This is a genomic window from Pseudalkalibacillus sp. Hm43, from assembly GCF_054170705.1.
Genome location: NZ_CM135129.1, coordinates 1,219,541 through 1,246,326 on the forward strand (window position 1 = coordinate 1,219,541; position 26,786 = coordinate 1,246,326).

The window sequence follows — 26,786 nt, forward strand, 5'->3', positions numbered from 1 at the left end:
CTCCTAGATTCATATTATAATTTCACTCTCTTCAAGCGAAGAGCGTTACTCACTACAGATACAGAACTGAATGCCATCGCCGCGCCTGCAACCCAAGGGGCCAGCAAACCTAGTGCGGCTACTGGAATACCAGCTGAATTGTAAAACAGTGCCCAGAACAAGTTCTGTTTGATGTTCTTCATCGTCTTCCGACTAAGATCAATCGCTTTACTCAATAGCTTCAGGTCGCCACCGACGAGTGTGATATCCGCGGTTTCAATTGCAACGTCTGTTCCGGTTCCAATTGCGACGCCGATATCCGCAAGGGCCAACGCAGGTGCATCGTTGATCCCATCGCCAACCATCATGACACGCTTACCTTGTGACTGGAGCTCCTCGACTTTAGTGGATTTATCTTCTGGTAAAACTTCCGCAAAAACCCCGTCGATGCCGACTTGGGATGCGATTGCTTTTGCTGTACGTTCGTTGTCGCCGGTGACCATGTACACATCAATACCCATTTCCTTTAGCTGTGTAATGGCTTCTTTCGATGTATCTTTAATTGTATCGGCAACCGCGACGAGTCCAACTAAAGTACCTTCCATCCCCATCATCATAACAGTTTTACCGTCATTTTCTAGTTCTCCGATTTTTTCGGAATGTGTATGGATATCAATGTTATGGTGTTTCATAAGTTTCCGTGTACCAACGAAGATTTCCTTGCCTTCAATCCGTGTTTGGATTCCGTGGCCTGGAATAGCTTCAAACTGTTCCACTTCTTTCTCAACAACTTCATTTTCCTGACCATATGCAACAATTGCATTTGCAAGTGGATGCTCGGATCCACGTTCCGCTGCAACCAAATAACTTAGAGCGTCTTCTTCACCTAAAGGAATCCAATCCGTCACTTCAGGTTTTCCTTTTGTGATTGTACCCGTCTTATCAAGTAAAATAGCGTCTATTTTATGTGTACCTTCCAGATATTCTCCACCTTTGAAAAGAATACCCTGTTCTGCCCCTTTCCCTGTTCCCACCATAATGGAAGTCGGGGTCGCAAGCCCTAATGCACAAGGGCATGCGATGACAAGAACAGCAATAGAAGCTTCGAGGGCAAGGGTCAACTCACCTGGTGCTGCGAGGAAATACCAAATGAAAAACACCACAACACTTATACCGACTACGATCGGTACGAAAATTCCTGAAATGATATCTGCCATACGCTGAATCGTAGCTTTTGAGCCTTGAGCTTCTTCTACGATCCGTATGATGCCTGCTAGTGCAGTATCTTTCCCGACTTTCGTTGCTTCAATTGTCAGTGCACCATTTTTATTAATGGTAGAACCGATTACGTTATCATCCACATTTTTTTCGACTGGGATAGATTCTCCTGTGATCATTGATTCATCAACTGAAGATTGACCTTTGATGATTTTACCGTCTACAGGTATTTTATCACCAGGTTTAACGAGAAGAGAATCCCCAACCTTCACCTCATCGACCGGAATCTTCTTTTCCTTACCATCTTCTAAAATCGTCGCTTCTTTCGCCTGCAAGTTTAACAATGATTTTATAGCTAAAGTCGTACGTCCTTTTGCTAGGTATTCGAAATATTTTCCTAACAAGATTAACGTAATGAGAATTGCACTTGTTTCGAAGTACAGTTCAGGTTCATAGTTCGGTAGCCATAAGATGCGAAAAGCTTCCACAAGACTGTAAAAGTAGGCCGCCGAAGTACCAAGAGCCACCAACACGTCCATATTGGCACTCTTATTAGCTAAGGCACGATAAGCACCGACGTAGAATGGACCACCGATGTAGAACTGGACTGGCGTTGCCAAAATCAGTTGCAACCACGGATTCATCAGAATATGCGGCACAGGAATTCCCGTCTCAAATGGCATGTGCCCAAGCATTGTGTATAAGAGTGGTGCAGAGAGCAAAATCGACAACAGAAGTGTTCGTTGCTTCTTTTTCAGTTCTTTATCTTTAGATGCTTGTTTCGTATCCCGATCCTTTTTGACCTGTGCGGAATAACCGAGTTTTTTGATGCGTTGCTGCATATCTTCAACGCTTACGAGACCCGGCTTATATTCGATTCGTCCCGTTTCGGTCGTTAAATTGATGCTCGCACTCCTGACACCATCCATCTTGTTGACCACTTTTTCAATCCGGTTCGAACAAGCCTCACACGTCATCCCATCGATATCCAGTTCAACAGTTTCCGAAGGCACATCGTATCCAAGCTTTTGAATGCGCTCTACGATTTCTTTAGAAGAGACCTTTTCTTCTTCGAAAATGACCTTCGCTTTTTCAGTCGTCAGATTGACGGAAGCTTCTACCCCGTCCATCTTATTCAACACTTTTTCAATTCGGTTCGAACACGCGGCGCAGGTCATTCCGGTGATCGGAAAACTTTTTTCGATTGCTTTGGATTGTAGCGATTGCGCTTCATTCATACCCTACACCCGCTTTCTATTAGGACTTCGAAAATTGGCGAACCACTTTCATCAATTCATCAATGTAATCTTCACCGTTTCCAGATTCGATTGAATGTTTGACACATGTGTTGGCATGCCGCTCCATCAGTGAGAAGCCGACTTGCTTCAACGCGGAATTGATGGCTGAAATTTGGACGAGGACATCCATGCAATAACGGTCATCTTCAACCATCTTTTGCAAACCTCTCACTTGCCCTTCAATCCGTTTCAATCGGTTCAAAACTTTTATTTTTTCATCCTCTGTTCGAGGAATGATTGGTGAGTCATGTTCAGGCATACACTTCACCTCTTCTTAGATTGGTTACTTTTACTATACCCCCCTATAGTATTATTTGCAACAAATTTGCTTATACATTTTGGATATTATTAGCATGGATGGGAACTTTAAGAATTAGCATAATTCAGAGGTGGTGTGGATTCATGAAGAGAAGGAGATACCCGAAGCAAATTCGATCGAAATCCAAGCAATCGATGAATTCATATCAAACCCAGTTGAACACAGAAACTCAACCTTTTTTTGAAGAACTGGACAAGAATATATCATTTATTAAAGATTCTTTTTTCAATGCAGATGATGTTGAATTCAGAACCTTTACGTTCAACGAAAAGAAGTGTGCAATCCTCTATTTATCGACTCTTGTCAATAAGGAAGTCATGAATGAGTTTGTCATTAAGCCTCTTCAAGAAGCGAAATCCGGAAATATTGCAAATACAATCAATACCGAACAAGTGGATCATTCATACGATTTGATGAAAGTTGTCAGGGGGATGATTGAAGGACAGTGTGCAATCTTGACGGAAGGAAATGAGCACGCTTATCTAGTCAATGTCTTTTTGACGAATTTCAGAAACATAAGTGAACCGACCAATGAATATGTCATCCGAGGTTCACATGAAGGGTTTATTGAAAGTCTTCAGACGAACATATATCTGCTCCGTAAAAGAATCGAGAACCCGAATCTGTATATGAAATACGTGACCATTGGGAAAACGACAAACACCAAACTCGCAATCATGTACATTAAGGACTTGGCAGACCCTGAATTAGTAAAAACGATTGAAGAACGACTGAACTATATTGATACAGATGCCATCCAAACCCCTGGATACATTGAGGAATTCATTGAAGATTACCCATTATCTCCTTTTCCTCAAGTACTCAATACAGAAAGACCCGACCGCGCAACCGCCAATCTTTTGGAGGGGCGAATTGCCCTTCTGATGGAAGGAAGCCCGACAGCCATCATTTTACCGATTACGTTTTTCAGCTTTTATCAGTCACCAGACGATTACAACAGCCGATGGCTTGTCGGGACTTTTCTTAGAACGATCCGATTGGCTAGTTTTCTCATTGCAATTGGTCTACCCGCTGTATATATTGCACTGGTTTCTTTTAACTTGGAAGTGATACCAGTTGAACTTGTTTTCTCAGTGAAAAATTCACTTGAGTTCATACCCTTCCCACCTTTATTGGAAGCCTTCATCATGCAACTCACACTGGAGTTACTGAAAGAGGCTTCCGTACGTCTTCCAAGTCCGATTTCCCAAACAATCGGTATTGTTGGTGGACTTGTCATTGGTACAGCCGTTGTGCAAGCAAATCTCATTTCAAATGTCATGTTGATTGTGGTCGCCATCACCGGGATTGCTTCTTTCGTTGTCCCTTCGAACGAGATGACCACAGCTGTTCGAATTTTAGGATTTCCGCTGATGATCATGGCTTCCCTGTTCGGATTTGTAGGGATCGTTTTCGGATTGATGATTCTGCTCATGCATATGTGTAAATTGGAGCCTTTCGGACATCCGTATTTCGCGCCTTTTGCTCCATTTCATATGCAGGATTTCAAGGACACAATCATCCGTTTGCCGCGTTGGCTAATGAACACTCGTCCATTAGATGCTAAACCGCAACATCTTAGACAAGAATGGCCTTCAAGAGGATGGAAAAAGGATGAAAAATAAAAGCGAATCCATCACAAAATACCAATTGTTATTCATGATCCTCCAGACTCAAATCGGGGTAGGTGTATTAGGGTTGCCCTATTCCGTCCATAAAGTATCTAAAAGTGATGGATGGATTTCTGTTATTTTAGCTGGATTAATCGTCCAACTCATGATTTTAGTCATTTGGGCATTGGTTCGTAAATATCCCGGTGAAACGATTTACGGCATCGCTGAACAGGTCACGGGCAAGTTTTTTGGAAAAATCATAGCGGGGCTCTATATCCTATACGCGACTATCATATCTACACTCATATTAATCCTGTTCCAAGACATCCTGAAGCTATGGGTCCTACCAAACACACCAAAGTCGGTAATCATGTTCTTAATGTTGTTCGCTTCTCTATATTTAGTGAAAGAAAGAATCAGGGTAATCGCCAGGTTCTATTTGTTTGTAACATCCATGGTCCCTGTTCTGATCATTCTGACATTCATCTCATTTCCAGATGTCGCCGAATATCGTTATCTTTTTCCGATCGGTCAGGCTGGAGCACTAAAAATCTTAGTAGGGGCTCATTCCGTCCTGATATCAATGCTCGGTTTCGAGATGTTGCTTCTTCTTTTCAAATATGTGGATGCAAATGATCGAAGTATTATCAAGTCTGTCAGTATAGCAAACGGAATAACAACCGTTATCTATGTTTTCTTGACAATAATAAGCTATGTCGTGTTTTCACCTAAGGAAATTGAAATCGTCCCGCAACCTGTTCTATATATGTTGAAAGCCATTACATTCAAAATTGTTGAACGAATCGATTTGCTGTTCCTATCAATATGGATTGTCATCGTTACAACTTCATTAATGAGTTACTTATTGTTTGCTTCGAAAGGTCTTTCTCATTTTATGAAAAAAGAGGAACACAAAAAAGCAGCTTATGTATTGGCTATACCTATTTACCTTTTAGCTTTAATTCCACAAGATAAATTCCAGATTGAACAAATCAGCACTTACATCGGATATGCGAGCTATCTTTTTATTGCCATCTTTCCGATTGTTTTATGGATTCTTTCAAGAATGACTTCAAGTAACTCCAAACGGAGGTAATCAATATGAAAAAGGTAATGATGGGTTTCATTTTGCCACTCTTACTTTTAACAGGTTGCTGGGATCAACATCTGATAAAAGATGCCCATATTGTATACATTGCAGCATTTGATAAAGGAGATAACGGGAATATTAAAGGTTCAGCAATCATCCGAGGGTTCGTTGCTAGTGGTGGTGAAGTAGGTGGAGGAACACCGCAAAATGAGTATGTCGTCGCAGAAGGTAACAATGTAAGGAATGTACGGATGAATATTGACCGAGCTGTATCTGGAACTTTTACAGCATCGAAGACGAGAGTTTTTTTATATAGTGAAGATATTGCGAAAGAAGGTCTCTATCCATATCTAGACATTTTTTATCGTGAACCTTCCAGTTCTTTAAATGCTCGATTGGCGATTACAAAAGGTGAAGCCAATAAGATATTGGAAATGAGACGTGTTGAAAACACCTTGATCGGAGAGCATACTGAAGAACTGATTCGCAGTTCAGAGGTCAATACCATCGTTCCTAAACTGGATATACAAGCGGTTTGCCCTCTTTTCTTTGATCCCGGTAAAGACCCTATCGTTCCCTATATTGTAAGAAAAGAGGATAAAGGAGAGGAAGTCATTGATGGGCTTGCCCTGTTTCAAGATGATAAACTTACCGGTATATTAGGCTTGAAAGATTCGACTTTATTACTTCTATTAATGAATAAAAAAAGTAAGGTAGCCCGTATTGTACGCAAGGTTCATAATGATAAAGAACTCGATATTGAGAATTATGTAACCATTCACGTGAGTAAAAGCCAGAGCAAAATGACTGTCAATGCATCGAATGGTAACATTGAGAATGTTTCTTTTAACATAAAAATCAAAGCCAATATCGTAGAATACCCAGCAGATAATTTAGGCAGCAAGAAAGAAATCGATCAAATAAGTAAAAAGCTTTCAAAAATCCTAACGAAAGACATGAATGCCATGCTTCAAAAAGTACAGGAGGCGAATAGCGATCCTGTTGGTATTGGACGTGAGTTGATCGCATTCCACCCTGAAGTTTGGAAAAAGCTAGAGTGGAGGAAAGATTATCCTACTATCCCGATCACAGCTAAAGTACAGGTGAAAATCGGGGAGAACGGGATCATCAATTAGTTTGAAATATGAAAGCCAGCTCCTCCCATTAAGGAGAGCTGGCTTTTATCTCTTACCGCGGTCTTGCTACAATCCCATTATGCACCTTCATATATCCGTGCCGTAGGATATCGAATCCGGATTGATATACGTACAGCCCCATCTGACGAATATCCATCAGCTCCCGATAAGTATGGTTCATCACATCCGCCATGACACGGTAATACATCCTCGACTTCCACTGATTTCTTGGAGTCGTCATGATGACATAACCACCTGGCTTCAAGAAACGGCGGTGGAAATCCAAGATTTCTTCCTTATAAGCATCAGGGACATGCTCAAGCAGACCGACGCTGATGACGATATCGAATTCTTTTCCAAATTTCAGGTTACGGATATCTTCTACGACGTATTCTATGTTCATCTGATTTTTATACCAGACTCGTGGACTTCCCGTCTGTTCATTCGTACCTAGGAAAGGATACGTATCTGGGAATTCAGCGAATCGATTCGTTTTACAAAAAGCATCATAATCGACCATCACGACTTGTCCGCCTGGATACATGGCTTGCAGCTGCATCGCTTCATATCCTTCTGCAGCACCTAAGAACAAGATATTCGGTTTCTGAACATCAAGTCCCTCGAACAAAGCTCGTTTCCCTCTTGGATCCCATATACCGTCCTCTACTCGATGCGCATAATTCCATAAAGAGAGCCGCATAAAGTCTCCTACACTTGCCTTCACTTCTCTCACATTGAATTGTTTCAAATGATGGATCAGGTCTTCTTTTGCAAGAGTACGTTCTGTGGGTACGTCCTTTACGAACCATTCATGGAAAGAACGATTGAAATATTCCCAGGCCGTTTTCACAGGCATCTTTTGACCATGTTCCTTTTCCCAATCCGTCCGATCCACTGACATCGTCTTCACTTCGTATGGCTTTCCGACGTCTTTCCAAGATAATTGTGACCAGTCACTGACCACGTTCGCATTGAAAAATCGATCGGGCAGCTCGTTTTTCGGATTTCTCAAATCCACCCGATAACTCGGAAGTACCTCTGTCCTATCAAAATGGGATTCGTCATAAGGCATGTCCAAAGAACGGTCTAGTGTTTCCAATCCACTCATTGCGCTTCCTCCGTCCATTCCGTCTTATATAGAATATTACATATTCTGGACGCAGGGTCAATTTATATTTTGTAATTTTCAGACGATTAAAATGTCCTTCGTTCTTGTTCTCTACGATAGAACGTATACACGGTGAATACCGCCAATAACACCGCCATTCCAATCGCTGTATTCTTCACAATCATATAATCTTGTTGTTTAACGGCGATACCGATATAAGCCCATACGAAAACAAGCGGATAAATGGCATCTTCATTCTTTACTGAGAAAATCATCGCGAGTAACGTTCCACCGATCAAAAGAATGACCGTCCATGTCACATCTGATAGACCCCAACCATTCCAGTTGTTATGGAGGAGAACCACTCCTGTATTCACGATCGTCGCGACTGAAATCCAACCGAGATACACAGAAAAAGGCAGCCGGTCCAGCAGTCTACGACCAGAAGAATGCTGAATTAAAGAATAGAGAATGATCAATGAAAGTAGCAATCCGATCATCACAACAAGGGTCCAATTGAAATATTCATAATGCCACAGTACGATCCAGGTAGCATTCAATAATGAACTGATGACAAACCAGAGCCCAGTCTTCTGGAAAACGTTATGATTGACGCTTTTCGGAAAAAGCAGGTAGATGAGCCAAACAGCAAGCAAGATGTATATGACGGACCAGATGGAAAACACATAGCCAGCTGGTGTGAATAATACCGGGAACCGATCCGAAATTTCACCAGTCGTCTGACCGTTCAACGGAAGTATATTAGCGAGTGCGTTGATGCCGACCATCAGGAAATAAGATAGGACAGACAAGATATATAGGACAATGACATTTTTGTTCATTGGTTTCACCTCTATCTCATACATTCCTCAACTAGGACACATTTATTCTTCTATTCTACCTGAACCATAGACACCATATAAAATCATTTGAATCGTTTCTTCGACCGCTTGCTCATCATTCCATTCTGTTTCAGGAAAAAGGATGAACCTTCCGATTAAATATCCGAATAACGAAGAAGCTGTGAACCGGACGATGGCAGTAGGCGGCATATCGATGAGCTCCCCCTTTTGCTGAAAGGACTTCACAATTCCAGTCACTTTATCAATCACATGCTGAGCAATTGTATCCGAGAATTGCTGCTTCAACTCGGGATGAAAAGGGATTTCCTGCAACATGATTTTCACGACGTTCAGATGGTTCCGGATAAAATCCAATCGATTCATGAACAATTTACGAAGAAAAGCTTCATAGGAATCGAATTCCTGATCGAAAACCTTATGAAGATCTTTGATGATGAAGGGTGCCATGAACTTTGCCATGACCGGAGCAACAATCGACAACAACAAATCCTTCTTCGTCTTGTAATGCCGGAAGATCGTCCCCTCCGCTACGCCTGCTTTCTTCGCAATTTCGGATGTGGATGAACCTGCATACCCTTTTTCAGCGAAAACTTCAATCGATGAGAGAATGATTTTCTTCTGCTTCTCCGTCATCTTGTCATCCTCCAGCATTTGAAAAAACTCATCCGCCCAGGCATTGAATTCCATACGCGTAACTCCTTTGTCTGGTCTTAGTTTAAAAACTCCTGTACTTCCGCAATGCGAGGATGTTGGCTACTGAAAATACAACAGAAAAACCAAGTAGAATCAACAAATTCATCGCAATCTCCTCAAATCCAAGTCCTCTTATCATAACATCTCTAAGCGCATCAGCTGCATAGTAAAGTGGTGTGATCGGTCCAATCCAGCTTACCCAGTTTGATATCGCCTCTAAGTCGAACAAGCCTGAGAAAAAGACTTGTGGAACGACGACGATTGGAATGAACTGAATCATCTGCAGCTCGTTCTGGGCGTATGCAGATAACAACGTGCCGAGGGACAATGCTGTAAAAGCACATAACAACGTGACAACGAGCACCCAGATGAAGTCTCCAATCATGAGGAGATCCAACACATAGATCGAGTAAAAAACAATCAAAACAGATTGGATGATGGTAAAGAACCCGAATCCAAGTAAGTAGCCTATGACGACTTCTGATTTTTTGACCGGACTCGCCATCAAACGCTCCAAGGTTCCACCTGTCCGTTCTCTGAGGAAAGAAACCCCAGCAATGAGGAAGACAAAAAAGAATGCGAAGAAACCGATCAACACCGGACCGAAATTATCAAAGCTCGTCATATCTTCAGCACCGAAGAAATACTCTATCTCAAGCGCTATGCTTTGTTGAGTCTCGGACTGCATGCCATTTTTGACTGTTGCGAGCACACGCTGGTTCATCCCCGGGTCACTACCTTCAAGGACAATCCGGAGTTCTTGCCCCTCCATCGTCAGCCAGGCATCCAATTCCCCTTTATCCAATCTCTCTTCCGCTTCTTCTTCACTCAATTCTTCACTGTCCACTTCTACATCCTTCACCATTTCTTCAACTGGCGCAGGTAATTGATCATAACCAATCGCCGGTACGACTTCTTCTCCATTGAACACGAGTGATATGATCGTCAAAATTAATAATGGTGCAACAAGCATCATACCAAGTGTGCGCTTATCATGGAAAAACTGTTTGATGATCCGAATTGTAAGTGCTCTAATACGCATGCTTCGCACCCCCATAGTGTAAGAAAGCTTCTTCAATCGTATCGGTTGCGGTCTCATCCTTCAGCTCGGAAGGGCTGCCGACTGCAATGATCGACCCTTCTCTCATCATCGCGAGACGATCGCATTTTTCCGCTTCATCCATGACATGGGTGGTTACAAGGATGGTCATCCCTTTTTCTTTCAAATTGTATAACTCATCCCAAATCGATTGACGCAATACGGGATCAATGCCGACCGTCGGCTCATCCAATACGATCAGATCCGGTTCATGCAGTAAAGATACCGCAAGAGACAAACGACGCTTCATACCTCCGGAATAATTCCGTACAAGCTTCTTCCGGTGATCGGTCAAATTCACCAAATCCAATACATGAATGATCCGGTCTTTCATCAAATTTCCTTTCAAACTATACATCGCCGCAAAAAATCGAAGGTTTTCCTCCCCGGTAAGGTCATGATACAGTCCGTCAGTCTGTGCCATATATCCAATGCGTTTAATTGGAGCAGCGGACGGCATCTTTTGATCGAACAGCATCAATTCTCCACCAGATTGCTTCTCAATTCCTGATATGATTTTGACTAGAGTCGTCTTTCCTGCCCCAGATGGACCGAGCATCCCGAAGATTTCGCCCTTTTGGATGGAAAGGGTCGTTTCGTGAATGACAGTCGTTTTACCGAAAGCTTTTGTTACATCCGTTAGTTGAATGATGGTTTCCATACTCATTTCACCTCATTATTATAAAAGTGAGTAATCACTCACTAACAGTATTCTAGAATGTAAAACTTCATTCCTTCTTTTGTAAAAAATTTATTTAAAATACAACTTAAGCAGGATTGTATACGAAAAAGTCGAATCATGTATTTAAGTTAAAAGTATTCCATACACCCGTGCGATTATTCTAAGCTTAATAATCGCTTTTCGAATTGATTCGAGAGGAGGTACTTCATGATAACGGAAATCAATGGTAAGAAGTTGGATTTCCATCAGTTGCTTGAGTATTCCATTACTGCAAAATTCATTGTAAAGGCGAATGAGATTGTCTATGCGAACAAAGCTTGTCTACGACTGCTCGGTCTGAACAAACCAGAAGATATTTTGAACAAACCATTCAGACAGTTCCTGCATCCAGATTTTCACATACTAAATGAAAGATATCTCCATCAAGTATGCGAACTTGGGAAGACAGTTGAACAAGTAGAATGTTGTATCGTAGATGCAGAGGGAAGGATCATTGAAGTCGAGTCCACTTACGGAGTGTATGAGTTTGACGGTGAAACGCTCGTCCAGGTCATTATGCAGGACATAACAGACCGGAAAGAAACGGAAAAGCAATTGATGCAGTCTGAGAAATTATCCGTGATGGGTGAATTGGCGACGGGCATCGTTCACGAAGTACGCAACCCGTTGACCATCCTAAAAGGATTCTTGAAAATCATGGATAAAGAAACGTCGCCTAAAGGCAAAGAATACATCAAGATCATGCTCGGAGAATTAGATCGGATCAATACGATCGCTAACGACTTGTTGTATTTCTCAAAGCCTCATGACTCCAATATCCATCCGCATAATATCGTAAGAATCATCCAGGAGGTTATATTCCTTTTGGATACTTCCGCTTTCAGAAAGCGTATTTCTATCCATATTCATTCAGAGGAAGATCATATAGAAGTAGTCGGTGATGAAGTCCAGTTGAAACAGGCCTTCATCAATTTCATCAAGAATGCAATTGAGGCTACCTCACAGGAAGGACACATCTCAGTCCATATCGACAAGGGTTTGAAAGACATCTCCATTTCGATTATGGATACAGGGTGCGGGATGACCGGTGAACAACTCGAGAAACTCGGTACATCCTTTTATTCCACGAAGGAAAATGGAACAGGGTTAGGACTCATGGTCACCTATAACATCATCAAGAATCACCATGGCCACGTCACTGTCGGAAGCACTGTCGGTCAAGGGACGACTTTTACAGTTCGTTTACCGATATCCACACAGGAATATGCCATCGTATAGAAAAAAGCACCCGTATCAGGGTGCTTTTTGTCCGTCTATGCAGATTGTTCCACTGCCGTATCTAGGGCAACTTCGATCATTTCGTTGAATGTCTTTTGTCGTTCTTCAGAAGAAGTTGTTTCTCCAGTAAATACGTGGTCACTAACCGTCAATACAGAAAGTGCATTGACTCCGAACTTGTTGGCCAAAGTGTAAAGGGCCGAAGTCTCCATTTCGACTGCCAGAACTTGATAATCCGCTAATTGCTTAGCTAGATCCATTGTGTCGTTATAGAACGTATCACTTGTAAATACGTTACCGACTTTCACTTCAAGTCCTCGTTCTACTGCTTTTCCGTATGCACCGTGAAGGAGTCCGAAATCCGCAGTCGGAGCGAAATCAATACCACCGAAACGATGACGGTTCGTCGATGAATCTGTAGAAGCGGACATTGCAAGGATGACATCACGCACTTTTACATCCTTCTGGAAAGCACCGCAAGTCCCCACACGAATCAAGTTTTTCACGCCATAGCTTTCAATCAATTCATGTGCGTAAATTGAAATGGACGGTACACCCATTCCTGTCCCTTGCACGGAAATACGCTTTCCTTTATACGTTCCAGTATAGCCGAGCATCCCTCGGACTTCGTTATAACACTTCACATCTTCTAAGAATGTCTCTGCAATATACTTAGCACGCAGAGGGTCCCCCGGTAGTAGAATCGTTTCTGCAATTTCGCCTTCTTTTGCTCCAATATGAATACTCATATATTATCTTCCTCCTGTTTTCTGCAAATTCTGGTGTGAATACTGTTAGTTAGGGTACCCTGTTCCAATGATACATAATCCTCTAATGATCAGAGAGCCTTGTCATCTACCTGATCCAGCCATTTTTCTATATCGGTGACGACCGTTCGGATACAATCCGTATCAAATGGGGATTTCAAGCCCGCGTAATCGACGAGTTCTGTAAAAGCTTTGCTTCCGCCCTGTTTGCACAGGTTCAAGTAATCCTCCCATGCCGCTTCCCGATCTTCATTGGCTTTCTTCCAAAACTGGAACGCACAGATTTGAGCCAATGTATAATCGATATAATAAAACGGCGTACGGAAGATGTGGCCTTGCTGATGCCAGAATCCGCCTCGCTCTAGAAAATCATTCTCCTCATATGTGCGGTGCGGTAAGTACTTCTTCTCGATCCTTCTCCACGCTTGCTTCCTCTCAGCTGGAGTCGCTTCTGGCGTTTCGTAAACGAAATGCTGGAATTCGTCGACCGCCACCCCATAAGGGATGAACGTTAGTGCAGAACTCAAATGACTGAACTTATACTTTTCTGTATCCTCTTCAAAGAAAAGTTCCATCCATGGCCATGTGAAGAATTCCATACTCATCGAGTGTATTTCAGCTGCCTCATATGTGGGGAAGCTATATTCCGGTACCGATAAATGACGACTTGAATAAACTTGGAAAGCGTGACCGGCTTCATGGGTCAACACATCGATATCATGTGAAGTCCCTACAAAGTTCGAAAAGATGAATGGAGACTGATACTTACTGATGTATGTACAGTATCCCCCCGATCGTTTTCCACTTTTACTCACGAGATCCATAAGTCCATTATCGTTCATATATTGGAAAAATTCATCCGTTTCAGGTGATAATTCCGCATACATCGTTTTACCATGATCGATGATCCACTCAGGATCGCCCTTTGGTGTCGGGTTCCCAGATTTAAACTTAAACGGTACATCATAATAGGTCAAGGTTTTGAGACCGATCCGTTCCCTTTGTCGTTCATATAATTTCTCGGTAATCGGAACGATGTATTCCTTCACCTGATCCCGGAAGCGACGTGCCTCCTTCGCGGAGTAATCTGAACGGACGAGACGGTCATATCCAAGTTCCACGAAATTGCGATACCCTAATTTCTTTGCGATTGTCGTCCGTACTTTGACGAGTTCGTCATAAATCTGATCGATTCTTTCTTCATTCTCTGTTAAGAAAGCATATTTTGCTTCACTTGCTTTCCTTCGGGTCTCCCGATCTTTTGATTGGATGAAAGGAGACAATTGAGGTAGGGTTCTTATTTCTCCTTCAAATTCAATCTTCGCAGATGCGATCAGTTTCGAATACTCCGAGGAAAGTTTATTCTCTTTCTTCAAGTCCTCCACGATTTCATCGGAATACGTCTTCAAGGATAATTCCGCAATACGGAACAATTGGGGTCCCCACTCGTCTTCCAACTGGTTGCGATACTTGGAATCTACCAATTTACGATAAAATTTGGATATGAACCCTTCATAAATGGGGGTATGTTCATCAAAAAAGTCGTTCTCTGTTTTGTAAAAATCATCATTTGTATCAATGGAATGGCGGACGGAACAAATCGTCATCATCGACTCGAACTCATTTCTCATGCTGACGATCTCATTCAAGTGATCGCTTTGTTCTTTATAACTTCCGGCTTGTTCAAATTTTTTCAATAAAGAAAGAAAGGCTTGTTCAAATTCTTTCATATCGGGTCTTCTATACTCGTATTCACTAAATTTCATGGCGGAGTCTCCTTTTTTGAATGTATAGTCCGTATACGTCCTTCTACATTTCGTATTGAAATTCCTTGTGTCACTTTTTTGTCCTGCGGTTTTCATAGAAATATAGCCGTGGGAGCTTGGAGTAAACCCAATGATCATGAAACAGGGAGACCGTCACGAATGCAACCATCTGCCAATCAATCCCTTTCATCGCCATCCACCTCTCCTCATGTCCTCTTCTATATTATGAAAGTACTAGGCTGTCTTATATATTTATTTTGTATGAACAGTTCATGTATAATAAAGAAAACAAATTCCAAACGATAATTGATGGAGGAAGTCAAATGCGTGAGAACATGAGATTGATAGGAGAAAAGATTATAGAGAACAGATATGAGATATCCAGCCTGTCCATGAAGTTCCGTATGCAGGAAGATCCAGCGACAGTGGAAAGAATTCAATCCAGATCATTATCATCTATGACCCCTGAAGAAGCGGAAGAATTCACAGGTACATTCGTACGTTATTTAGGTGAAGCCGTATTTGGTGACGAAAAGCTGTATTTCGATCTGATTACAGATTGGAGTGCTAAGGCTGGGGAAATTGCTGTCAAGGAAGGCATTCCTCTAGAGGAGTCATTGGATGGTTTGCGCTTTTTCCGGAAAGCGATTCTTAGCATCTTGAAACAAGAAGCGGACCAACTCAACTTGAGCATCGAGGACCTCATTGACACATGTTCCGTAATTGATCCTCTGATTGATCGTTGTATCTATAGTTTCAGCCTAGTGTACTTAGATGACCATGAAAAAGTATTGCGAAAGGCGCATGCAAATGTTCAAGAATTGTTGATGCCGATTGTCCCCGTCACAAATGGTGTTGCTGTATTGCCGATCATAGGGGAGCTGGATGAAGAACGGTCGCAATATATCCTGGAAAAAGCCCTTGAACAGAGCAGCCATTTGAAATTACGACACCTGATCATTGACCTTTCTGGAATCATCGTAATTGACACAATGGTCGCTCATAACCTATTCCGAGTCGTCAATGCGTTGAAGCTTCTCGGTGTTCAATCCATCATTACCGGTATGCGCGCTGAGTTGACCCAAACCGTCGTATCATTAGGTATCGATTTCAAAGAGATCGTCACTTACAGTAATCTTCAAAAAGCGTTAGAATCAATCGGATTCGTACAAAGACCGTTACAGGTCAGATAAAGCATGAAAGCCCAGCGCTAGCCGCTGGGCTTTGTTTATTTTGGCTTGATACATGAGAGATAAAATCGATGTTCACTCACGTCTAAATACCCTTTTTCTTGAATCATTTCTTCCATTTTCATCAGTTCACTCAAATGAGATTGAACAGAGAAATTAGGCACCTGCCAAGGTATGGCTTTCAAGTGATAAAGAACAGCCCCGATGTCATAGAACCTCACATAAGGAAACGACTCGTACGCCTCTTCTACTTCAAAACCGGATTGTTCAAGTTCCTTGCGTGCATATTCGAGTGTCCAATACGAATAGCCGAAATCTGTATCCTCTCCAAGAAGTTCGTTCAATCTTGTGGCATCCTGTCCACCTACCTGTTGAGTGATGAACCTTCCTCCAGGCTTCAGGATCCGCATCACTTCCTTTACCGAATAAGATTCATGCTTATTGATGATCAAGTCGAATTGTTCGTCGTGAAATGGGAGCGGTTCTTCTTCCTCAATCGGGACTACACTCACTCCAAGTGGCGTCAACCTCCCTGTAGCAATGGAGAGATTCGGTGCATATCCTTCTGTAGCCCAAGTGTTTTGTGGAAGTGGCTGCAATTTAGACAGCAATTCACCCCCGCCGGTTCCCATATCCAACATATTCTCTGAATGACGAATGTAAGGAAGCACCTTACTGCCATAGCTCCACGGCAAAGGTTCTGAGGCAACCCTCCCTGTGTCTATCAAAAAGCTAAAATCCCAGCCTTCAAAAGGCTTTTCAAATTGTTCTATGTATTGATGTTCCTTCTCTTTAATCTCCATGTTCTTCACCTCGATGTTCGTTGATTTTCCGGTTGTTTCAACCAATATCGAATACCTTTCCCGGCATGAGGCTCATCCTGATATCTCGGTATGATATGGAAATGAGCATGATTGATGACCTGGTTGGAAACTTTACCAACATTCCAACCTAGTGTAAAACCATCTGGATGGTAGGTATCGTCCAGGTACGATTTGGCCTCATGTAAAAGCTCATATATCGCATTCCATTCTTCCGATGTCATTGCGAATACATCTGTACGATGTGCTTTCGGTACGATGACACCCGACCCCGTTAATACACCTTGATGTTTCGGATGTTGGAGAAAATAAGCATACTCATTCTCACAAACAATCTTTTGTTCTGGATCTTTTTTCGGTTCACAAAAAGGACATTCTGCCATCTTTCTTCTTCCCCCCTCTTATCCCTTTAACTTCCATATTCGATTTACGTAGTCGATCTCCTCTGTAACGAAGCTCTTTCCACAATGAAAAAACGGCTCATCCTCGACTTGGAGGCTTGGGCCGTTTCATTCTTCATTGTACATTTGCTACACGAGACGATTTCGGTGACAACCGGTAATGATCAAACCAACCACTGATCTGCTCCAGTCGCGCCATTCTTAAGGATGGATCCCCATTTCGAGAGAGGTTATGATCTGCATCCGGGAATCGGACCAATCTCGTTGGCTTATTTTGTTGTTTAAGTGCAATGTAGAGTTGTTCCGCTTGTTCAATCGGACAACGGAAGTCCTTCTCTCCGTGTAAAATCAACAAAGGTGTATCCACATTTTTCACTAAACGAATTGGTGAATGGTACCACAGTTTCTCCGGATCATTTTCCAAGTGTGCACCGATTTCTCCTTCTGTAAAGAAGTAACCGATATCACTAACGCCATAGAAGCTTTGCCAGTTACAGATAGATCGTTGAGTGACGGCAGCCTTGAATCGATCTGTACTGCCGACGATCCAGTTGGTCATAAATCCTCCATAACTGCCTCCTGTGACATACAGCTCTTCAGAATCGATCCAATCGTACGTATCTAACGCATGATCCACACCGGACATCAGATCTTGATAATCTCCACCACCGTAGTCTCCACGGCAAGCGTTCACGAACGTCTGACCGTATCCATGACTGCCACGTGGATTTAAATAGAGAACTGCATAACCTTTGGCAGTCAATACTTGAAACTCATGGAAGAATGTATTTCCATACATCATATGAGGTCCGCCATGGATGTATAGGATGGTCGGATATTTCTGTCCGGAACGGAAGTCGTTCGGTTTGAGCATCCACCCATGAATGACGGTTCCGTCCTGGCTTGGATATTGGACCGTTTCTGGAACGGACAACGTTATGTCACTGAGAAATTCTTCATTGTGGAACGTAATCGGTTGCTCCATCAGACTGTTGATATCATGACGGACGAGATCTCCAGGATGAGATGGCGTACTGACCGCTAAATAGACATCCTTCGCTCCATCATCCATCGCATATTGGAAAATATGGCGATCCCCTTCCACAATTTTATCAACGTTCCCAAACAAGTCGATGGAATAAAGTTCTGTATTCCCAAACTCACTAGCCAAGAAATACAAATGCTCACTCGTGCTGTTCCAAACTAAGCCCGGCGACATTTCGACCGAATGAAGATCACTAATCATCACATCACCGATTTGGATGTCTAATTTTTCGGTGAGGCATAGCGTCGAACCATTCTCCCGGTCATACACCCACAATTCATTATAGGTAGCCGGTCCATAAGATTGATCATGACCTACATAAGCGATATATCTCCCATCCGGTGAACAGATCGGATGAGAGACCGTTCCTTTTATTGTAGATATTTCGACCGGGTTTTGCCCTAATTCTTGTAAGTATATTTTCGATTGGCGGTAACTGCCCGGTTCATCTTCTCCAAACTTAGCATAAACGATCCCTTTGCCATCAGATGTGAAACGGGCATATAGATGATCTGCCTCGTCTTTCGTCAACACATCGGTTTTCTTCGATTTGAGAGAAAGTATTCCAATATGCTCATACGATTGTGAAGTCAGTGTCGGTTTGCCATCCGCTTTGTATCTCAATGTATCAACAATGATTGGACCCTCTTCTTGCTCTGCTTTTTCAGTGAACGTATAAAGGATGGAGTGTCCATCAGGGTGCCAGGATGGGCTGGATACGCCGTTTTCGGAATCTGTAACTTGCTCTGGTTCACCACCTTGAGAAGAAACCTTCCAAACTTGCATCTTCTCAGAACGGTTCGAGAGGAAGAGCAATTCCGCACCATCTGGTGACCACCTAGGATAGAAGTCCATTGACTTCCCACCGGTCCATCTGACGGATGTTTGTGTACCGACGTCCATGATATATAAATGAGATTGATACTTTTTGTCTTCATTGATTTCTTTCACCACATAGGCTAAACGATGTCCATCTGGAGATAATTGAGGATCACTGACAAACTTCAGCTTCAACAAGTCTTCTATCTCCACTCCATTTCTCTGATTCATCAAACTTCCTCCTTATGAAGCATTTAGGATTTCATTTTAGGGTCGAATGCATCTCTTAATCCATCACCAACGAAGTTGAATGCAAGTACGGTAACCAAAATCATGAGTCCTGGGAAAATCGGGTACCATGGCGCCTCATACATGATCGTCAAGCTTTGAGCATCTTGCAACATATTCCCCCAACTTGGCGTAGGCGGTTGGATACCAAGTCCCAGGTAACTAAGTGCGGATTCTGCCAATATGACGATACCTACGTTCAGGGTAGCCGTTACAATAATTGGCCCCATCGCATTCGGTAAAATATGTGAGAAGATGATCTTTGAGCTTTTGACACCCATTGTTTTGGCGGCAAGGACAAATTCTCGACTTCTTAAGGACAAGAACTCCCCTCTCACAAGTCTTGCTGTCGCCGTCCATCCAAATAGAGCAAATGCCATGATCAACTTATCAATTCCTGGTTCAAAAATGGTGACAAGTGTAATCAACAGGAACAAACTTGGGAAAGCGAGGAAGACATCGACTACACGCATTAAGAACGCATCGACCTTACCTCCATAATACCCCGCGATCGCTCCTACAATGGTTCCGATGAATATCGACGCAGCCACTGATGCGAAACCGACCAATAAGGATACCCTTGCTCCATATAGCATACGCGTGTACATATCTCGCCCAAGTGTATCAACCCCAAGCCAGTGTTCTCCATTCGGTGGTGTCAGTTTTTTCAATAACTCCTGCGTACTAGGTTCATACGGCGTTAACAACGGTGCAAAAATGGCTGATAAAATAATGATAACAAGCAAAATCAAACCGAGGACAGCCAGTTTGTTTTTCATGAACTTGTCGACAGCGATCCTAGTTAACGTGTCAGGTTTTTGAGGCATTGGTGCCATTGGCTCTGGAGAAACGGGTACATTGGGTTGTATATTTGGTTGTAATTGATTTTCAGGCTGTGACATCATAATCCCCCTTAATACTCAATTCTCGGATCGAATACCGCATATAGAATATCAGCAATGAGATTCCCGACAACCGTCAGTACAGCTGCAATAATCGTTATCGCCATAATGACTGGGTAATCCCGCTGAAACGCAGCATCTATAAACAACAATCCGATTCCAGGCCAGTTGAAGATTTTTTCGACTATAACCGTTCCTGCAAAGAAAGAAGGTAGTAATAATCCAAAGATTGTGATAATAGGGATCAAACCATTCCGAAGCCCGTGTTTGTACACAACCTTCCTTTCTTTGAACCCTTTTGCTCGCGCGGTCCGGATATAATCCTGCTTTAACACTTCGAGCATACTTGTTCGTGTATATCTTGTTAACATCGCCATATCAGCTGTCGCTAACACGATTGCAGGCAATATCAAATGGTGAATCCGATCCCAAAGACTGAACGGTTCATTTAGCGTTGCAATACCACCTGTCGGGAACCAACCAAGTTGAACACTTAAAAACATGATCAATACAAGACCAAACCAGAAGTTCGGAGTAGCAAGCCCTAAGAATGAAGTGAACGTAACTGAGTAATCAGTAAGTGTGTAAGGTTTACGGGCTGATAGGATTCCAAAAGGAATGGATATGATCAGGGCAAGAAATGTAGCAACAAGCATCAGAAATAACGTGTTAGGCAATCGTTCTGTAATCAAGAAGGAAACATCCGTCCCTTGTCTGATCAACGACTGACCGAAATCTCCTTGAACCATGTTGCCTACCCATTTCAAATATTGAATATGTGGTGGATCGTTCAGTCCATACTTTTCTTTGTAAGCTTCCATGTCTTCCGGTTTGATGTTTGGATCCATCATTAAAGCCGTCGGATCACCGGGTGCCAGATGAATGATGCCAAATGAAAGAATGGAAATGCCAATCAATAATGGTATTGCCATGATGATACGTCGGATGATGTATGAGAGCAATTGAAATCCCCCTTTTTATCTACTTGCTTTCGTAGTCATTATGTAGGCGAGAAAAAATCTTCTCATGATTCAATCCATAAAACAGGAGATGGATAAAGCATCAGCTCGTAACACTTTATCCATCTTCATCCTGTTTATATTGGATTACTTATCCATCCACCATTTTTCGATTTGGTAGTACTCACTTGATGGATGATGTACGAATCCTTTGATGCTTGAATCTAGAGCATAGTGATCGTTCGGGTAGTACAAGAATGTATACGGTTGTTGTTCCGCAATACCTTCTTGGATTTTTGCAATCGTATCTTTACGCTCTGATTGCTCTAATTGCTTCGTGTTCTCATCCATCAACTTATCCAATTCAGGATCAGAGAAGTGGACGAAGTTCAAACCTTCTTCACGTTCTTTCGAGTGCCATAATGCAGTTGGATCTGGATCTGCAGAGAGGCTCCAACCAAGGATAACTGCGTCATACTTCCAGTTTGGAGCTGTTACATCTCCGATGAACGCACTCCACTCCATGATTTTCGGCTTCACTTCGATACCGACTTGCTTCAATTGCTCTTGGACGATCTGTGCAATCTGTTCACGAGCCTTGTTACCCTGGTTCGTCTTCACTTCAAATGAGAATTTCTTACCGTCTTTTTGAAGGATGCCATCATCTCCAGGAGTCCAGCCCGCTTCTTCTAACAATTGCTTCGCTTTTTCAACATCATAATCGAATTTGGCAACATTTTCGTTGTATGCCCAGCTCAATGGACTTGCAGGTGCATGGGCAACTTCACCGTCTCCGTCTAATACAGCTTGAATCATTGTTTCACGGTCGATTGCGTGAGTTAATGCTTGGCGAACCTTTACGTCTTGGAACAATTCATTCTTTTGGTTGTATCCAAGATATGTGTAAGCTAGAGATAAATCAGTTGATAATTGGATTTTTCCTTCTTCTTGAAGTTTTTCAGCCGTCTTCAAATCAGGTGATTGGACGGATGCTTGATGTACATCTCCGTTAGCCAATTGTGCCATAAGTGCGTTTGCATCAGGTACAATCTTGTACGTAATGGAATCCAAGTATGGACGTCCATTGAAGTAATCATCGTTTGCTACAACTTTAACGTATTGTCCTTCTTTCCATTCTTCGAACTTGAATGGACCAGAACCAACAGGGCTCTTCGTATTGAATTCATTTTCGCCTAACTCAGCAACTGGAACATCCTTCAAGATGTGCTCAGGAAGAATTCCATAAGTAAGCGTCGTCAAGAATGGAGCATAAGGCTCAGACAAAGTGATTTTAACAGTCGTATCATCTACAGCTTCAATCTTATCGATTTTTTCAAAGTCAGAAGCACGAGGACCTGTATATTCTTCGTTCAATGGTAGGCTGTAAGTGAACACTACGTCATCCGCAGTCAACGCTTCACCATCATGGAACTTGACACCTTCATGAAGCTTGATTGTCCATTCAAGACCATCATCAGATGTTTCCCATTCTTTTGCTAGAGCACCTTGAGGAGCAAGGTTCTCATCGAATGACACTAGGCCATCATATAACCATCCAGAAATGTCAGAACTGGAGATATCCGTCGAATACAAGTCGTTGAACAACGTTGGTGCCCCGATGGATCCTACGATGAGGTCACCGCCTTGCTTCGGTTCACCAGAAGCTTGTTCTTCATTCTCGGATGTGTTCTCTTCATTATTCTCACTTGGTTCAGATGCTGGGTTTGCATTACACGCTGCTAAGAAAATCGACAACACAAAAGTTAATAGAACCAACCAATGTAACTTCTTATTCACCTTCAAATTACTTAACCCCCTTAGTTTTTAAAACGAATTTGACTGCTCCAACACAACTGACAATCTCCCTCCCTCCGCGTGATAAAATTATGTAACATCTCATTCGTAGAGATGACACGCAACGTAATGATTCGGCTGTACTTCCTGAAACTTCGGAACTTGTTGTTTACAAACATCCATCGCTGCTGGACACCGTGTATGGAACACGCATCCTTTTGGAGGATTGGATGGGCTCGGCAAATCGCCTGACAAGATGATCCGCTCCCGCTTGGCATAACCCTTCTTGCGAGGTACCGGTACAGCAGACATGAGTGCCTGAGTATACGGATGCATCGGTTCTTTATACAAGTCATACTTGTCGGCAAGCTCCATCATATTACCGAGGTACATGACGCCTACTCGGTCGGATATGTGTCTGACAACCCCTAAATCATGTGATATGAATAAGTACGTGAGGTTGAATTCCTCCTGTAGATCTTCCATCAAGTTGATGATTTGCGCTTGAATGGATACGTCCAGGGCAGATACAGGCTCATCCGCAATCATCAGTTCAGGGTTCAAGGCCAGTGCCCGGGCAATTCCGATTCTCTGTCGTTGTCCTCCAGAGAATTCATGCGGATAACGGTTGGCATAGGACGGATCGAGTCCGACCGTATTAAGTAGGTCCTCTACTTTTTCCTTCCGTTCACCTTGACCGCCGATCTGATGTGTCTTCAAAGGTTCCATGATGCTTGTTTCAAGGGTCTTCCTTGGGTTTAAAGAAGCAAATGGATCCTGGAAGATCATCTGCATTTCACGTCTGACAGACTTTCTGAGATCACCTTCCCTAACGGAGGTGATATCCTGATTGTTGAAATGGATACTTCCTTCAGTAGGCTTGTACAATCGGATGATCGTCCGTCCTAGCGTGGATTTCCCACAGCCTGACTCTCCAACAATCCCGAGTGTTTCCCCCTTTTTCATCTTGAATGAGATGCCGTCGACGGCTTTTACATGACCGACCGTCTTTTGCATGATTCCAGCTTTGATCGGGAAATGCATTTTCAGGTTCGAAACTTCTAAAATCGTTTCTGAAGCAGATCCTTTCTGCTGATCAACGGTGAGAGTATTGGTCCTTCCTTGCATGTTCAGCCCCCTTTTCCTCATCTTCATACAAGAAACAACGGACCGTTCTTGTACCATACTTTTTCTGTAATAGTTGAGGTTCTTCTTTAAAACATCGATCGAAAGCATGCGCACAACGTGGTGCAAATCGGCATCCTTCTGGCATCTGGTCAGGTGTCGGGACATTTCCTTTAATCGGATTCAACCGTCCGATTTCTGCATCGATATCCGGTACCGATTCGACCAGGCCTTGCGTATATGGATGGAGTGGTTCCTCAAACAGATCGTCTACGCTTGCTTGTTCTACGATTTGTCCGGCATACATGACGATGACGCGTTCAGCCAGTTCCGATACGACCCCAAGGTCATGTGTAATCAACAAGATCGATGTATTCACTTTTTTCGATAAGTCTTTCATCAGGTCTAGAATTTGTGCTTGGATGGTTACATCAAGTGCTGTGGTAGGTTCATCTGCTATAAGTAGTTTAGGATCACAACTCATTGCCATAGCGATCATGACACGTTGTCTCATTCCGCCAGATAAACGGTGTGGGTAATCTGAGATGATGGATTCCGCCCTCGGTATTCCGACAAGCTTGAGGAGTTCTATCGCTTGTTGGACCGCTTTTCTCCGAGGCAGCCGTTTGTGGTATGTAATAACTTCTGTAATCTGTTCACCGATGGTAAGTACGGGATTCAAGGAGGTCATCGGTTCTTGGAAGATCATCGAGATGTCATTCCCCCGGATCTTACACATTTCATTTTCGGTGTAACGGACTAGATTCTTGCCTTCTAAGTGGATCTCGCCTTCAACGATTTTCCCATAAGGTGCAGGTACGAGCTGCATGATGGATAGTGAGGTCATGCTCTTTCCACAACCCGATTCTCCAACCAGAGCTACGGTCTCCCCCCTATTAATGGCAAAATCGACTCCATCTACAGCTTTAATGGTCTTTTTTTTGTCGAAAAAATAGGTCTTTAAATTTTCGACGCGTAATAACTCTTCCAATCAAGCCCCCCCTTTAGTATGAGCGACTAGAAGCTCATTGTTTGAACTTTTTATATTTTTTGAATTATTTTAAAACATTATAAAATTATACCGGGGAACATTCAAGATGTTTTTCTGATAAATTTAAACAAAATGTAATTTTTGAAATAAAACTTTCAGTGATGACGTCGAAATATCTCTTATATATCAAGCGATAGACCCGATTTTGTGACAAAATAAAAAAACACGAAAAAAGACGCAAAACTTTATTTTGCGCCTTGTGCTTGTTTCGACATTTATTTTGGTATAGCGACAGGATTCTTCTTTATCCTGCCGTTTTCCGTTACGTTTCGGACAAGGAGGAAAGTAACAAATACGAAGGAACTGATTCCAAAGCTGATGACCATCATCTTGAACCCGATCGTATCTAGGAATAACCCCGTTAGAAGCATTAAAGCCTGGAAAATAATATTATCCACCATTCCTTTAATCGAGAAGAATCGTCCATGATAATCAGATGGAACGTCCGTCTGGAAGATCGTCGTAACTACCGGGAATAGTGTACCAGCTGCAAGACCGAAGATCCCGAACGAAATGACGGACATGATCTGTTGATCTGCGAACACTAAGGATAACTGTGCGGCAGCGATGATAAATGTTATTCCGAGCATATAGGAAAGCTTCGGGTTTTCTTTGAAGAATCGATTTGCGATGAATGTCCCAAGAAATACACAAAGTCCTTCTGTCGTATACAAGATCCCTTTAATCCCAGGATTATTCTGCAACTCGCTGATTTCGATGACCATTAGGTTGAATCCTGCAATAAACAAGAAAGCCGGGATTAATACGAAAATACCGTTTACGACCATTCTTTGATTACGTACGACTGGGTAGAGATCTTTCAATGTACTGATAAAGTTTTCTTTCTTCTTATTCTCATCGGTCTTCTTCACATCTTCTTCAACGTGGATGAAGAAGGTGGCAATCAATAAGATGACGTAAGATATGAGCGTGACGGTATAAAGAGAGAATAATGACATGCCGACCAACATGACCCCACCGAGTGCGGTTCCTACGATTCTTGCGCCAGTGAAGATGTTTACGTGAACGCTGTTTGCTGCCAGAAGTTGATCCTTCTTGACGATAAGCGGTATCATCGTCTGCATCGCTGGATTAGAGAACGTCCCCGAGATTCCGATTACAAATGTATAAATGAGCATCCACCAAACCGAATTGGTTGCTATGGCTAAATACATGAACAAGATCGCGATACATCGCGCAAACCCTGCATAAATCAAGATGTTCCTTTTATTGCTCCTGTCGATCACCCTTCCTGCCATCGGTGCCAGGAAGATTCCAACAAGAAATCCTGCGAGAATAATCAATGCTTGCAGGAATGAGGACTCCACATTCTTTTGTAGAAATTCAAGATTCCCAATGATTCCAACCCAAAGCCCCATACTTGAAACCGCCAGACCAAACATCAGAAGTAAGAAGTTCCGGTTTCTCCACACTTTTTTCGATCCCCTCTCACCCGAAAAAATTATTTCGAGCCTCTAAATA

Annotated in this window: 23 protein-coding genes; 5 read left to right on the top strand and 18 right to left on the bottom strand. The window is 42.6% G+C overall.

What is annotated here, in order from left to right; translation table 11 throughout:
• Positions 1–14: 14 nt before the first annotated feature.
• Together ACXQIQ_RS06435 and ACXQIQ_RS06440 are read right to left on the bottom strand one after the other, a co-directional pair.
• On the bottom strand, positions 15–2,435 hold the full coding sequence (locus ACXQIQ_RS06435) for a heavy metal translocating P-type ATPase (RefSeq protein WP_439299589.1): 2,421 nt from the start codon (positions 2,433–2,435) through the stop codon (positions 15–17).
• Between the two features lie 19 nt (positions 2,436–2,454).
• Positions 2,455–2,754, bottom strand: a complete 300-nt coding sequence (locus ACXQIQ_RS06440) for a metal-sensing transcriptional repressor (RefSeq protein WP_439299588.1) — start codon at positions 2,752–2,754, stop codon at positions 2,455–2,457.
• 143 nt (positions 2,755–2,897) lie between these two features.
• Between ACXQIQ_RS06440 and ACXQIQ_RS06445 the strand changes: the two genes are divergently transcribed.
• Genes ACXQIQ_RS06445 through ACXQIQ_RS06455 form a run of 3 tightly spaced genes read left to right on the top strand, consistent with a single transcriptional unit; the run spans position 2,898 to position 6,653 of the window.
• Positions 2,898–4,439 carry a spore germination protein gene (locus ACXQIQ_RS06445; protein ID WP_439299587.1) on the top strand — a complete coding sequence of 514 codons (1,542 nt, stop codon included), beginning with the start codon at positions 2,898–2,900 and terminating at the stop codon, positions 4,437–4,439.
• Positions 4,429–5,523 carry a GerAB/ArcD/ProY family transporter gene (locus tag ACXQIQ_RS06450; protein ID WP_439299586.1) on the top strand — a complete coding sequence of 365 codons (1,095 nt, stop codon included), beginning with the start codon at positions 4,429–4,431 and terminating at the stop codon, positions 5,521–5,523. Before ACXQIQ_RS06445 ends, ACXQIQ_RS06450 begins: the two co-directional genes overlap by 11 nt.
• 5 nt (positions 5,524–5,528) lie before the next feature.
• Positions 5,529–6,653: a Ger(x)C family spore germination protein gene (locus ACXQIQ_RS06455; protein ID WP_439299585.1), complete on the top strand. Its 1,125-nt coding sequence runs from the start codon at positions 5,529–5,531 to the stop codon at positions 6,651–6,653.
• 52 nt (positions 6,654–6,705) lie between these two features.
• Here the strand turns inward: ACXQIQ_RS06455 and ACXQIQ_RS06460 are convergent, their stop codons facing one another.
• The 5 genes from ACXQIQ_RS06460 to ACXQIQ_RS06480 form a co-directional block, all read right to left on the bottom strand.
• Positions 6,706–7,761: a class I SAM-dependent methyltransferase gene (locus tag ACXQIQ_RS06460; protein WP_439299584.1), complete on the bottom strand. Its 1,056-nt coding sequence runs from the start codon at positions 7,759–7,761 to the stop codon at positions 6,706–6,708.
• Positions 7,762–7,847: 86 nt separating this feature from the next.
• Entirely contained in the window at positions 7,848–8,603 is a 756-nt protein-coding gene (locus tag ACXQIQ_RS06465; protein ID WP_439299583.1) for a TspO/MBR family protein, read from the bottom strand.
• A 42-nt stretch (positions 8,604–8,645) separates the two neighbouring features.
• Positions 8,646–9,311 (bottom strand): TetR/AcrR family transcriptional regulator, encoded by a 666-nt coding sequence (locus ACXQIQ_RS06470; RefSeq protein WP_439299582.1) that lies wholly within the window; start codon positions 9,309–9,311, stop codon positions 8,646–8,648.
• A gap of 28 nt (positions 9,312–9,339) precedes the next feature.
• Positions 9,340–10,359 (bottom strand): ABC transporter permease, encoded by a 1,020-nt coding sequence (locus tag ACXQIQ_RS06475; RefSeq protein ID WP_439299581.1) that lies wholly within the window; start codon positions 10,357–10,359, stop codon positions 9,340–9,342.
• Positions 10,349–11,083 (bottom strand): ABC transporter ATP-binding protein, encoded by a 735-nt coding sequence (locus ACXQIQ_RS06480; protein WP_439299580.1) that lies wholly within the window; start codon positions 11,081–11,083, stop codon positions 10,349–10,351. The genes ACXQIQ_RS06475 and ACXQIQ_RS06480 overlap by 11 nt, the downstream gene beginning before the upstream one ends.
• Positions 11,084–11,305: 222 nt before the next feature.
• Here ACXQIQ_RS06480 and ACXQIQ_RS06485 point away from each other — a divergent pair, with 222 nt between their 5' ends.
• On the top strand, positions 11,306–12,376 hold the full coding sequence (locus tag ACXQIQ_RS06485) for an ATP-binding protein (protein WP_439299579.1): 1,071 nt from the start codon (positions 11,306–11,308) through the stop codon (positions 12,374–12,376).
• A 35-nt stretch (positions 12,377–12,411) separates the two neighbouring features.
• Here ACXQIQ_RS06485 and deoD read toward each other — a convergent pair whose 3' ends face one another.
• Positions 12,412–13,125, bottom strand: a complete 714-nt coding sequence (deoD, locus tag ACXQIQ_RS06490) for a purine-nucleoside phosphorylase (protein ID WP_439299578.1) — start codon at positions 13,123–13,125, stop codon at positions 12,412–12,414.
• A gap of 89 nt (positions 13,126–13,214) precedes the next feature.
• Entirely contained in the window at positions 13,215–14,909 is a 1,695-nt protein-coding gene (locus ACXQIQ_RS06495) for a M3 family oligoendopeptidase (protein WP_439299577.1), read from the bottom strand.
• Between the two features lie 323 nt (positions 14,910–15,232).
• On the opposite strand from ACXQIQ_RS06495, the gene ACXQIQ_RS06500 reads away from it, so the two are divergent.
• Positions 15,233–16,102, top strand: coding sequence for an STAS domain-containing protein (locus tag ACXQIQ_RS06500; RefSeq protein WP_439299576.1), 870 nt, complete (start codon positions 15,233–15,235; stop codon positions 16,100–16,102).
• Positions 16,103–16,137: 35 nt separating this feature from the next.
• Here the strand turns inward: ACXQIQ_RS06500 and ACXQIQ_RS06505 are convergent, their stop codons facing one another.
• The 9 genes from ACXQIQ_RS06505 to ACXQIQ_RS06545 form a co-directional block, all read right to left on the bottom strand.
• Entirely contained in the window at positions 16,138–16,902 is a 765-nt protein-coding gene (locus tag ACXQIQ_RS06505; protein WP_439299575.1) for a class I SAM-dependent methyltransferase, read from the bottom strand.
• 5 nt (positions 16,903–16,907) lie between these two features.
• The gene (locus tag ACXQIQ_RS06510) at positions 16,908–17,303 is read right to left on the bottom strand and encodes an HIT family protein (protein WP_439299574.1); all 396 of its coding nucleotides are present in this window, start codon (positions 17,301–17,303) and stop codon (positions 16,908–16,910) included.
• A gap of 133 nt (positions 17,304–17,436) precedes the next feature.
• Positions 17,437–19,416, bottom strand: a complete 1,980-nt coding sequence (locus tag ACXQIQ_RS06515) for a S9 family peptidase (RefSeq protein WP_439299573.1) — start codon at positions 19,414–19,416, stop codon at positions 17,437–17,439.
• Positions 19,417–19,439: 23 nt separating this feature from the next.
• Positions 19,440–20,309 carry an oligopeptide ABC transporter permease gene (gene opp4C / locus ACXQIQ_RS06520; protein WP_439301923.1) on the bottom strand — a complete coding sequence of 290 codons (870 nt, stop codon included), beginning with the start codon at positions 20,307–20,309 and terminating at the stop codon, positions 19,440–19,442.
• A 77-nt stretch (positions 20,310–20,386) separates the two neighbouring features.
• Positions 20,387–21,337 carry an ABC transporter permease gene (locus tag ACXQIQ_RS06525; protein ID WP_439299572.1) on the bottom strand — a complete coding sequence of 317 codons (951 nt, stop codon included), beginning with the start codon at positions 21,335–21,337 and terminating at the stop codon, positions 20,387–20,389.
• 144 nt (positions 21,338–21,481) lie between these two features.
• On the bottom strand, positions 21,482–23,137 hold the full coding sequence (locus tag ACXQIQ_RS06530) for a peptide-binding protein (protein WP_439299571.1): 1,656 nt from the start codon (positions 23,135–23,137) through the stop codon (positions 21,482–21,484).
• Between the two features lie 93 nt (positions 23,138–23,230).
• Positions 23,231–24,256 (bottom strand): ABC transporter ATP-binding protein, encoded by a 1,026-nt coding sequence (locus tag ACXQIQ_RS06535; RefSeq protein WP_439299570.1) that lies wholly within the window; start codon positions 24,254–24,256, stop codon positions 23,231–23,233.
• Positions 24,225–25,244 (bottom strand): ABC transporter ATP-binding protein, encoded by a 1,020-nt coding sequence (locus tag ACXQIQ_RS06540; protein WP_439299569.1) that lies wholly within the window; start codon positions 25,242–25,244, stop codon positions 24,225–24,227. Before ACXQIQ_RS06540 ends, ACXQIQ_RS06535 begins: the two co-directional genes overlap by 32 nt.
• A 275-nt stretch (positions 25,245–25,519) precedes the next feature.
• A complete protein-coding gene (locus ACXQIQ_RS06545) occupies positions 25,520–26,737 on the bottom strand; it encodes an MFS transporter (RefSeq protein ID WP_458025965.1) in 1,218 nt (405 codons plus the stop codon).
• Between the last annotated feature and the right edge of the window lie 49 nt (positions 26,738–26,786).

What these genes read in the sequence shown, in the direction of transcription:
- ACXQIQ_RS06435 (WP_439299589.1), bottom strand. Translation starts at nt 2,435, where the DNA reads ATGAATGAAGCGCAATCGCTACAATCCAAAGCAATCGAAAAAAGTTTT.
- ACXQIQ_RS06440 (WP_439299588.1), bottom strand. Translation starts at nt 2,754, where the DNA reads ATGCCTGAACATGACTCACCAATCATTCCTCGAACAGAGGATGAAAAA.
- ACXQIQ_RS06445 (WP_439299587.1), top strand. Translation starts at nt 2,898, where the DNA reads ATGAAGAGAAGGAGATACCCGAAGCAAATTCGATCGAAATCCAAGCAA.
- ACXQIQ_RS06450 (WP_439299586.1), top strand. Translation starts at nt 4,429, where the DNA reads ATGAAAAATAAAAGCGAATCCATCACAAAATACCAATTGTTATTCATG.
- ACXQIQ_RS06455 (WP_439299585.1), top strand. Translation starts at nt 5,529, where the DNA reads ATGAAAAAGGTAATGATGGGTTTCATTTTGCCACTCTTACTTTTAACA.
- ACXQIQ_RS06460 (WP_439299584.1), bottom strand. Translation starts at nt 7,761, where the DNA reads ATGAGTGGATTGGAAACACTAGACCGTTCTTTGGACATGCCTTATGAC.
- ACXQIQ_RS06465 (WP_439299583.1), bottom strand. Translation starts at nt 8,603, where the DNA reads ATGAACAAAAATGTCATTGTCCTATATATCTTGTCTGTCCTATCTTAT.
- ACXQIQ_RS06470 (WP_439299582.1), bottom strand. Translation starts at nt 9,311, where the DNA reads ATGGAATTCAATGCCTGGGCGGATGAGTTTTTTCAAATGCTGGAGGAT.
- ACXQIQ_RS06475 (WP_439299581.1), bottom strand. Translation starts at nt 10,359, where the DNA reads ATGCGTATTAGAGCACTTACAATTCGGATCATCAAACAGTTTTTCCAT.
- ACXQIQ_RS06480 (WP_439299580.1), bottom strand. Translation starts at nt 11,083, where the DNA reads ATGAGTATGGAAACCATCATTCAACTAACGGATGTAACAAAAGCTTTC.
- ACXQIQ_RS06485 (WP_439299579.1), top strand. Translation starts at nt 11,306, where the DNA reads ATGATAACGGAAATCAATGGTAAGAAGTTGGATTTCCATCAGTTGCTT.
- deoD (WP_439299578.1), bottom strand. Translation starts at nt 13,125, where the DNA reads ATGAGTATTCATATTGGAGCAAAAGAAGGCGAAATTGCAGAAACGATT.
- ACXQIQ_RS06495 (WP_439299577.1), bottom strand. Translation starts at nt 14,909, where the DNA reads ATGAAATTTAGTGAATACGAGTATAGAAGACCCGATATGAAAGAATTT.
- ACXQIQ_RS06500 (WP_439299576.1), top strand. Translation starts at nt 15,233, where the DNA reads ATGCGTGAGAACATGAGATTGATAGGAGAAAAGATTATAGAGAACAGA.
- ACXQIQ_RS06505 (WP_439299575.1), bottom strand. Translation starts at nt 16,902, where the DNA reads ATGGAGATTAAAGAGAAGGAACATCAATACATAGAACAATTTGAAAAG.
- ACXQIQ_RS06510 (WP_439299574.1), bottom strand. Translation starts at nt 17,303, where the DNA reads ATGGCAGAATGTCCTTTTTGTGAACCGAAAAAAGATCCAGAACAAAAG.
- ACXQIQ_RS06515 (WP_439299573.1), bottom strand. Translation starts at nt 19,416, where the DNA reads ATGAATCAGAGAAATGGAGTGGAGATAGAAGACTTGTTGAAGCTGAAG.
- opp4C (WP_439301923.1), bottom strand. Translation starts at nt 20,309, where the DNA reads ATGGCACCAATGCCTCAAAAACCTGACACGTTAACTAGGATCGCTGTC.
- ACXQIQ_RS06535 (WP_439299570.1), bottom strand. Translation starts at nt 24,256, where the DNA reads ATGCAAGGAAGGACCAATACTCTCACCGTTGATCAGCAGAAAGGATCT.